12 protein-coding genes are annotated in these 7,537 nt (G+C 67.5%); 9 read left to right on the top strand and 3 right to left on the bottom strand.

Going from position 1 to position 7,537, the window contains the following annotated elements; translation table 11 throughout:
- From Aple_RS51480 to Aple_RS51455, 6 genes are all read left to right on the top strand, one after another.
- The coding region (locus tag Aple_RS51480; protein ID WP_155352131.1) for a TOBE domain-containing protein at window positions 1-186 on the top strand (186 nt) is incomplete at its 5' end.
- Between the two features lie 264 nt (window positions 187-450).
- Window positions 451-1,467: an amidohydrolase family protein gene (locus tag Aple_RS51475; RefSeq protein WP_155352130.1), complete on the top strand. Its 1,017-nt coding sequence runs from the start codon at window positions 451-453 to the stop codon at window positions 1,465-1,467.
- Window positions 1,468-1,481: 14 nt separating this feature from the next.
- A complete protein-coding gene (locus Aple_RS52970; RefSeq protein ID WP_373869730.1) occupies window positions 1,482-1,910 on the top strand; it encodes a Gfo/Idh/MocA family oxidoreductase in 429 nt (142 codons plus the stop codon).
- A gap of 81 nt (window positions 1,911-1,991) precedes the next feature.
- On the top strand, window positions 1,992-2,786 hold the full coding sequence (locus Aple_RS51465) for a flavin reductase (protein ID WP_155352129.1): 795 nt from the start codon (window positions 1,992-1,994) through the stop codon (window positions 2,784-2,786).
- Window positions 2,677-3,144 carry an FCD domain-containing protein gene (locus Aple_RS51460; RefSeq protein WP_155352128.1) on the top strand — a complete coding sequence of 156 codons (468 nt, stop codon included), beginning with the start codon at window positions 2,677-2,679 and terminating at the stop codon, window positions 3,142-3,144. The genes Aple_RS51465 and Aple_RS51460 overlap by 110 nt, the downstream gene beginning before the upstream one ends.
- 69 nt (window positions 3,145-3,213) lie before the next feature.
- Complete coding sequence (locus Aple_RS51455) at window positions 3,214-3,735, top strand: AbrB family transcriptional regulator (protein ID WP_155352127.1); 522 nt, start codon at window positions 3,214-3,216, stop codon at window positions 3,733-3,735.
- Here the strand turns inward: Aple_RS51455 and Aple_RS51450 are convergent.
- The 3 genes from Aple_RS51450 to Aple_RS51440 form a co-directional block, all read right to left on the bottom strand.
- Complete coding sequence (locus tag Aple_RS51450) at window positions 3,701-4,102, bottom strand: hypothetical protein (protein WP_155352126.1); 402 nt, start codon at window positions 4,100-4,102, stop codon at window positions 3,701-3,703. The genes Aple_RS51455 and Aple_RS51450 overlap by 35 nt on opposite strands.
- A gap of 113 nt (window positions 4,103-4,215) precedes the next feature.
- Complete coding sequence (locus tag Aple_RS51445) at window positions 4,216-4,356, bottom strand: alpha/beta fold hydrolase (RefSeq protein ID WP_425544293.1); 141 nt, start codon at window positions 4,354-4,356, stop codon at window positions 4,216-4,218.
- Between the two features lie 106 nt (window positions 4,357-4,462).
- The gene (locus Aple_RS51440) at window positions 4,463-4,882 is read right to left on the bottom strand and encodes a hypothetical protein (RefSeq protein ID WP_155352125.1); all 420 of its coding nucleotides are present in this window, start codon (window positions 4,880-4,882) and stop codon (window positions 4,463-4,465) included.
- A 217-nt stretch (window positions 4,883-5,099) separates the two neighbouring features.
- Here Aple_RS51440 and Aple_RS51435 point away from each other — a divergent pair, with 217 nt between their 5' ends.
- From Aple_RS51435 to Aple_RS51425, 3 genes are all read left to right on the top strand, one after another.
- Complete coding sequence (locus Aple_RS51435; protein ID WP_170322079.1) at window positions 5,100-5,849, top strand: helix-turn-helix domain-containing protein; 750 nt, start codon at window positions 5,100-5,102, stop codon at window positions 5,847-5,849.
- Between the two features lie 69 nt (window positions 5,850-5,918).
- On the top strand, window positions 5,919-6,446 hold the full coding sequence (locus Aple_RS51430) for a cysteine hydrolase family protein (RefSeq protein ID WP_155352123.1): 528 nt from the start codon (window positions 5,919-5,921) through the stop codon (window positions 6,444-6,446).
- Window positions 6,443-7,348, top strand: coding sequence for a GlxA family transcriptional regulator (locus tag Aple_RS51425; protein WP_155352122.1), 906 nt, complete (start codon window positions 6,443-6,445; stop codon window positions 7,346-7,348). The genes Aple_RS51430 and Aple_RS51425 overlap by 4 nt, the downstream gene beginning before the upstream one ends.
- The last annotated feature ends 189 nt before the right edge of the window (window positions 7,349-7,537 follow it).

Raw genomic sequence — 7,537 nt, 5'->3', positions numbered from 1 at the left:
CCCCCACCCATCCCCGCCAAAGTCATCGACCGCAACTACCTCGGCCACTCAGCCCTGATCCGCCTAGAACTCCCAGACGCGACCCCAATAACAGCCCGAGTCCCCCCAGACCACCCCATCGCCCTCGGCTCCCAGGTAGGCCTGACCGTAACCGGCCCCTGCCGCACCTGGCCTGCCGCTCACTGAGAGGCAACTGAGAAGCGTGCTGAATTGACCACTTCTCAGTTGTCGTCAAAGCGTGGAACCCCCTGAGGTAGATGTGGCGCTGCAGGTGGTGGCCTCAACCGGGCGACCCCGGACAGCAGTGTGGAGCGGCCGTTCGAGCTGGTGGGAATGCGCGCTCCGGCATCTTTCGCCGGTCAGATTGCCGGAAACCCACATTGTCGTGGCGGGTGAGGCTCCCTAACGTCGGCACCAGCAGAGAGCCGGACGACGGAAGGAACGACCGCGATGACGAGGGCGCACCGGCGTGATGGGCCGGTTATCGACATCCATTGTCACCGCGAGTGCGCGCCGGCCGCGGCTCTGATGGAGGATGCCGCTCGCGCGGCCGGCAAGGTGGCTCTCGGCCATGGGAACGCCACCACGCAGGCGGTGAATCAGCGGCAGCTCGCGGAGATCAGGCCGAAGATGGACATGCTGGATGTCCGGATCGGTGACATGGATCGCATGGGCGTGGACATCCAGGCGGTGGCCATCGCCGTCTACCAGTACTACTACTGGGCTGACGCGGAGCTCGGCGCCAAGGTGGCGCGGCTGATGAACGAGGAGTTCGTCGAGGCGATCGCGAAGCACTCCGGGCGGTTCCTGCCGCTGGGTACGGTTCCGCTCCAGGACACCGAGGCCGCTATCGGGGAGTTGCGCTACCTGGCGAGTGAGCTGGGCATGCGCGGTATCGAGATCGGCACCCACGTCGAGGGCGAGGAGATCTCGGCGGCCAGGCTGGACCCGTTCTGGGCCGAGGTCGAGCGGCTCGGCGTCGTCGTGGTGATCCACACCCAGGGGCACACCCACCCGCAGCGTCTGCAGGGCCACAACTTCGTGAACATCATCGGGCACGCCTTCGAGGCGACGCTTGCCACCGCCCACCTGATCTTCGACGGGGTGCTCGAGCGCCATCCCGGGTTGAAGATCGTCGTGGTGCACGGTGGCGGCTACCTGCCCGCCTACCCGGGCCGGATCGATCACGGCTGGCGTGCCCGCGCCGATGTCAGCGAGAACGTGCCCGGCCTGCCGGGCGACTACCTGCGCAAGTTCTACTTCGACACCATGGTGTTCGACCCCGGCCAGCTGAAGTTTCTGGTCGATCGCTACGGCGCGGAACACGTCCTGCTCGGCACCGACTATCCGTACGACATGGGAGACGACGACCCGCTCGCCCTGATCGGGGCAACGCGCGGCCTCGACCAGCGGCAGGTCGACCTGATCAGCGGCGGCAACGCGGCGCGACTGCTCGGTCTCGCGTAGGAACTCGCTCAGGAATGAGAGAACAGATGATAGGACTGGCCGTTATCGGATGCGGCACTGTCGGCCGGATTCGCGCGGTGCTGGCCCGGGAGTATCCGGGCGTGACCTGGCTCGGGCTGTGCGACATCGACGCGCCGACGTTGAAGGAACTCGCCGACGACACCCGGGCCGACTTCGCCACCACGGACGCGGCCGAGTTGCTCGACCGTCCCGAGGTCACCGCGGTGATCGTGGCGACCGACGAGAGCCGGGTCGTGGATGATTCTCTGGCCCCACCAGCCGAGGCCGACGACTGCTGCCCTGATCACCTGCGCAGTCAATCGCGTGGTCGGGCCGTACGCGGTGGTCAGCGGCGTGATTTTTCCGGCTTTGATTGCCGGATCCCGTCATTTCCGCGGGGCGTAACGTCCTCCGGCACCGGGCTTGCGGCAATTTCACGGTGAGCGCCACTGTGGTGCGCTCCCTGCCCTCTGTTCAATGAGCCCATGACTCGGGGCATCAGCGAACTCCACGGAGGTGGGGGCATGGAACAGGCGTCAGCCGGCCCGGTCTCGGAGGCGGTCGACGCCCTGCTGTTCCGGCACGTCGTCGGCCATCTCGCCAGCGGCGTGGCCGTGCTGACGACGGCCCACGGCCACCAGCGTTTCGGCATGACCGCCAGCTCCGTGACCTCCCTGTCCGTGAACCCGCCCACCATGCTGGCCTGCGTCAACAACGCCGTCCCAACGGCGGCTGCGGTGGCCCGTGCTGGGAAGTACGTGGTCAACGTGCTGGGGGAGGACCAAGGCCGGCTGGCCCATCAGTTCGCCATGCCGGATGACGACAAGTTCCGCGACGTTCGCGTCCACACCGGGAAGCTGGGCCTGCCCGTGCTGAGCGACGCGCTGGCGCATCTCGAATGCGAGGTGACCGAGCAGGTCGACGGCGGCACCCATTCGGTCTTCATCGGCCGTGTCCGCTCGGCCGTCGCCGGCCAGGGCCAGCCGCTGACCTATTTCCGCGGTGACTTCGGCCGATTCGAGTTCGCCCGCGATGACCGGGTGTACAAGAAGGCCCGGCATCAGGTGCTCAGCCGGGTCTACCTGGCCAACGAGGTCATCCTGCTGGAGGATCTCGCCGGTGAACTGGGTGTGGATCAGTCGGCGGCCTTCTACGCCCTGACCCGCCTGGCCGCCGACGGCCTCGTCCGCCGTGATCCCGACCGCGGCTATGTCGTCGCCCAGTTCGATGTGGCCACCTCCGACGCGACGTTCGACGCCCGGGCTCGCCATCGAACTCGGCGTGATCGAACTGAGCGTCGGCCACTCGTCCCCAGCTGAACTGGCGGAACTGCGCGCCAGGTTCGAGCGGATGGCGGTCCTGCTGGTGGGCGACCGTTTCGTGGATTTCGATGACTATCTCGATGCCAATTACGCCTTTCATGAATGGCTGGTGGGCTTGGCGCACAATCCACTGCTGACGGCCACTTTCGGCGGGCTCAGCATCAAAAGCGTGATGACCCGGAGTTTCGGGTCGACGCCGATGACCTCGCAGAAGTTCATCGATGTGCAACGTGATCTCACCGAGGCGTTCGAACGCGCCGACCGGGGTGCCGCCCGCGAGTCCGCGCGCGCCTACTGCACCCTGGCCAAGCAGCGGGTACGGGAGATCCTCGCCCACACGGGCGGACGCCTCTGACCCCGGCGAAATTCGTCGGCGCGTTAGCACCGCCCAGGCGGTGGTACGGGTCACGACCAGCTACGAGGGCTGATCGTTCTCGCGGTCGTCGCGCTGGCCGGCCTGCTGCTGGGCCCCCGGCTGAGGCTGCCCAGCCCGGCCATGATGGGCCCCATGCTGGTGTCCGGCGTCGTCACCGCGACCGGCCTCGCGTCGGGATTCGCGCCCAGCGGGATCCTGCGGACCCTGCTGTTCACCATGATCGGACTCGATGTCGGCCTGCGGTTCACCCGGCGAACCCTGGGCGACCTACGCCGGATCCTGCCCGCGGCACTGGCCTGCACGCTCGCCATCAGCGCCGGATGCGCAGCCCTGGCGTGGCTGCTCTCCGTCCTCACCCACATCCCGTTCGGCGACACCTATCTCGCCACCACGCCGGGCGGGATCAACGCGGTCCTGGCGACGGCCACCTCCGCGCACGCCAACCTGCCGCTGATCTCCAGCGTGCAGAGCCTGCGCCTCTTCGAGATGGCCTTCCTGGCGCCCATTCTGATCCGCTTAACCACAGCGCGGGCTGTCAGGAGTGGACGGCGCGGATCTCCGTCACGGTGAACTCCTCGACGATGTGGCGGTTCTGCTGGAGGAAACCCACCATCGCGGCCACCGCTTCCGCGCCCAGGGCGGTCCGCACCTGACCGCTCAGGATGTAGACCAAAGGCGTCGAAGGCTGGTCGAGGGTGAAGCGGCGGCCGTGGCGGTGGACGTCCTGCAGCGCCCTGATCGGGATCGGCCATACCGTGGTGAACCACACCGCGACATCCCATAGCGGCAACGCCGGGTCGGCATCGGCTGAGGCCTGGTAGCAGGGGACGCAGCCGTGCCGGGCGTGCTGGGCGTGCGGGCAGGTCCACTGCCGGACATCGGCGGGGCTCTGGGGGTGGTCGCTTAAGATCGCCGCCTCCGTCACGCGGCGACGCACGGGTCGGGACGGTTCCGGAGGCAGGTAATCGCTGACTATGATCGGATCCTTTCGCGCCCACGTTACGCCGGTGTCCGAGCTTAGTCGCGCGCGAGCGCCCTACGACCAGCCTCTCAGCGCAGCTTGGCGAAGAATTCGCGCACGTCGGCTATCAGCAGGTCGGGTGCTTCCATCGCGAGGAAGTGACCGCCTCGGTCGAGTTCAGTCCAACGTACGACATTGTGGTCGCGTTCCGCCCAGCGGCGGATGGTCACGTCAAGCCCAGGCCACTCGCTGTCAGCGCGCGATCCAGACGTTCATCCGCTAGACGCGGCGAGGGCCGCTGCCGGCAGCGGCCCTCGCGTCACGCGTTCATGGTGATCAGTCGGTGTCCTTGTACCAGCCCGTGCAGAAGCTCGCCCCGTTGAAGCGAGCGCACGCTCGCATGTGGTTGCCGAGGTTGTTCAGGTCGTTCGAGAACTGGGAGTTGAACGGGCCGCACTGCGTCCAGTTCTTGCCCCCGTCGTACGAACGGTCCACCCAGGTCTGGTCACCGGACCGGTAGTTGCTTCTGATGGCGGCGAATGAGTGATCGCTGAGCCGCTGGTTCACCAGAGCGATCTTGATGGTCCGGCCCCCGTGGGTCACGGTCAGGGTCTTGACGTCGTGATCGGCGATGCCGTTTCCGGGCCAGCTTCCGCAGTTGGTGTCTGCGGAGGCCGACGTCCCCGTGAGGAGGACGAGAGGGAGGGCGAGCAGTCCTGCGCTGATAACGGCCCCCGCGTGCCGGCGTAGGTTCATTGCGCGTTCTCTCTTTCTGGTTGACGTGCTGACAGAGATGTCGTTTCGGCACCGCACTTTCGTTCCACCCGGGCGCTGACGGTGCCGAGTCAGCGACGACATTGACGGCGATCATCATGATTCGCAAGGGATTACAGTGAAATGGGACGCTGGGATGGTCCCAGCCCGTGTGACCTGCGATTCTGTTGACCTGCTGGGATATGACTGGGATGGACTCATGACGCTGTCCGCGGAAGCGGATGAACTGGCCGCGCGGCTTCGTGCCCTCAAGGAGCGCGCCGGGGTCAGTTTCGAGGAGCTCGCCGGACGTACCGGGATCGGCCGGTCGAGCCTGCACCGTTATGCGGCCGGGACGAAGATCCCGGCGGACTTCGCGGTGGTGCACACCTTCGCGAAGGGGTGCGGCGCGAGTGGCGAGGAGACCCGCGATCTGCACCGGCTGTGGGCGCTCGCCGACGCCGCCCGGAGGGGTGAGTCGCCGCCGCCTCTCGATGAGCCGGAGGAACCGGTCCATGAGCCGGAGGAACCGCGGCGCGAGCGGGGCCGTACACCGTGGATCATCACGATCGCCGCGTCGGCCGCCGCTGTGGCGTCAGCGGCCGTCGCGCTCGTGCTGGTGTTCCGCGAGGACGGACCGGCGGGGTCCGCGAAGACGGTTCCGATCAAGGTGTTCAATGTGGAGGTTCCCTGCCAGAACCGCACCGACCGCCCGCCGTCGTGCAGCATGGGCCTGGCTATCGACCCCCGCGCGAAATACGACGCCAACAACGTCGTGAGCCACCGGGTGTGGCACAACGACGTGCTGGAGTGCGACTGCGTTTTGTACGACGGCGACCTCGTCAGCGACGAGACCGGCGTCTTCACCAAGCGGTGGTATCGGGTGCGGCTCGACGACGTGCCCGGCGGGGTGGCCTGGCTGCCCGCCGTCCGTACCCAGGATTATCCGAAGGTTCCGACCTGCGCTTGACCGGATCGTTCCGGTAAGGGGCTGGATCGGGCCTGGTCGGGGGGTGGTTGTGCTGGTCAGACTGGTGGTATGAACCGAGCGCTGATTGTGATCGATGTCCAGGAGTCCTTCCGGGCGCAGCCGAGCTGGGAGCAGATAGGGAACCCGAAGATCGCCGAACCGGTCAATCGGCTGGTGCGTGTGGCTCGGGCCAATGGGGATCTTGTGATCTGGGTGCTGCACTCCGAACCCGGCAGTGGTGGTGCGTTCGATCCTGCCAACGGGCACGTTCGGCTGATGGACGAGGTGGGGCCGCCGCTGCCGGGGGAGCCGACGCTGCGTAAGACGTCGCACAACGCTTTCACCACCACCAATCTGCAGCAGTTGCTCACTGAGGCGGGGGTGCGCGAGCTGGTGGTGTGCGGGATTCGGACCGAGCAGTGCGTGGAGACCACGACCAGGGTCGGTAGCGATCTCGGATATCAGGTGCTTTTCGTCACCGATGCCACCACGACCGGGCCGGTTGGCGGGTTCACCGTGGAGGAGATCACCGCGCGGACTGAGGCGGTGCTTCGGGATAGATTCGCCGCGATTGTCAGCGTGACGGAACTGGAATGAGCCAAGTCGTCTTCGTGCTCTTGCCGGGGGTGCATCTGCTGGATCTGGCCGGGCCCGCTCAGGCTTTTCATTCCGCTGCCGTGCTGGGGGAGTCGTACCGGCTGTGGTACGTGGCTGAGCGGGAGCAGGTGCCCAGCGCGCAGGGGTTGCCGCTGGCGGCGGAGACTCGATGGCCCGAGTTGGGGCCGGATGACCTGGTTGTCGTGCCGGGGTGGCGGGGGCCGACGCTGCGGGATGCGCCGCCCCCGCGGGCGGAAGATCTGGCGCGTTTGCGGGCACATCATGCCGCTGGGGGTACGGTGGCCAGCGTGTGCGCCGGAGCCGAGGCCCTCGGCCAGGCGGGATTGCTGGACGGTCGCCGGTGCACCACTCACCACGATCTTCAGGATGAGCTGGCGGCTCGGTACCCGCGCGCCACGGTGGTGCGCGACGTGCTGTTCACCATCGACGACCGGGTGGTGACCTCGGCCGGCATCGCCAGCGGCATCGATCTAGCGTTGCACCTTTTGTCGGTACGGCACGGGCCCGCGGTCGCCGCCAAGGTCGCCCGGGACATGGTCGTCTACGCGCGACGCAACGGCCATGAACCCCAGGCCAGCGCCATGCTCCGGTATCGCTCTCACGTGGATGACACTGTGCACCGGGTCCAGGATCTGATCGACAGCCGGTTCGCCGAGCCGCTGCCGCTGGCGTATCTGGCCGCGCGGGCCGGTGTCAGCGAGCGCACCCTGACCCGCGCGTTCACCCGCGCCACCGGCGGGCTCACTCCGTTGCGCTACCAGCAGGCCCTTCGCCTGGAGCGGGCTCAGCATCTGATCAGCCATGGGACCGTGGTCGAGTCCGCGGCCCGGGAGGTTGGGTTCGAGGACGCCCGCATGCTTCGCCGACTGCGCGCGCATTGACCGTGATCACCAGGCGTCCGACCACGGTGATGGCGGGGGGGGAGCCCGAGAGCAAGCAAGGGTGGACGGGGGGAGAACCGCAGGGCGACCACGGTGATGGCGGGGTTGGGCGGAGCCCGAGAGCAAGCAAGAGAGGGCGGGTGGGAGAACCGCAGGGCGACCACGGTGATGGCGGGGTCGGGCGGAGCC

Source organism: Acrocarpospora pleiomorpha, from assembly GCF_009687885.1.
In the GTDB taxonomy this organism is placed as follows: Bacteria; Actinomycetota; Actinomycetes; order Streptosporangiales; family Streptosporangiaceae; genus Acrocarpospora; species Acrocarpospora pleiomorpha.
The sequence above is the reverse complement of the archived record's forward strand: the minus strand, read 5'-3'. Positions and strand labels throughout refer to the sequence as shown.

What these genes read in the sequence shown, in the direction of transcription:
- Aple_RS51475 (WP_155352130.1), top strand. Translation starts at nt 451, where the DNA reads ATGACGAGGGCGCACCGGCGTGATGGGCCGGTTATCGACATCCATTGT.
- Aple_RS52970 (WP_373869730.1), top strand. Translation starts at nt 1,482, where the DNA reads ATGAGAGAACAGATGATAGGACTGGCCGTTATCGGATGCGGCACTGTC.
- Aple_RS51465 (WP_155352129.1), top strand. Translation starts at nt 1,992, where the DNA reads ATGGAACAGGCGTCAGCCGGCCCGGTCTCGGAGGCGGTCGACGCCCTG.
- Aple_RS51460 (WP_155352128.1), top strand. Translation starts at nt 2,677, where the DNA reads ATGTCGTCGCCCAGTTCGATGTGGCCACCTCCGACGCGACGTTCGACG.
- Aple_RS51440 (WP_155352125.1), bottom strand. Translation starts at nt 4,882, where the DNA reads ATGAACCTACGCCGGCACGCGGGGGCCGTTATCAGCGCAGGACTGCTC.
- Aple_RS51435 (WP_170322079.1), top strand. Translation starts at nt 5,100, where the DNA reads ATGACGCTGTCCGCGGAAGCGGATGAACTGGCCGCGCGGCTTCGTGCC.
- Aple_RS51430 (WP_155352123.1), top strand. Translation starts at nt 5,919, where the DNA reads ATGAACCGAGCGCTGATTGTGATCGATGTCCAGGAGTCCTTCCGGGCG.
- Aple_RS51425 (WP_155352122.1), top strand. Translation starts at nt 6,443, where the DNA reads ATGAGCCAAGTCGTCTTCGTGCTCTTGCCGGGGGTGCATCTGCTGGAT.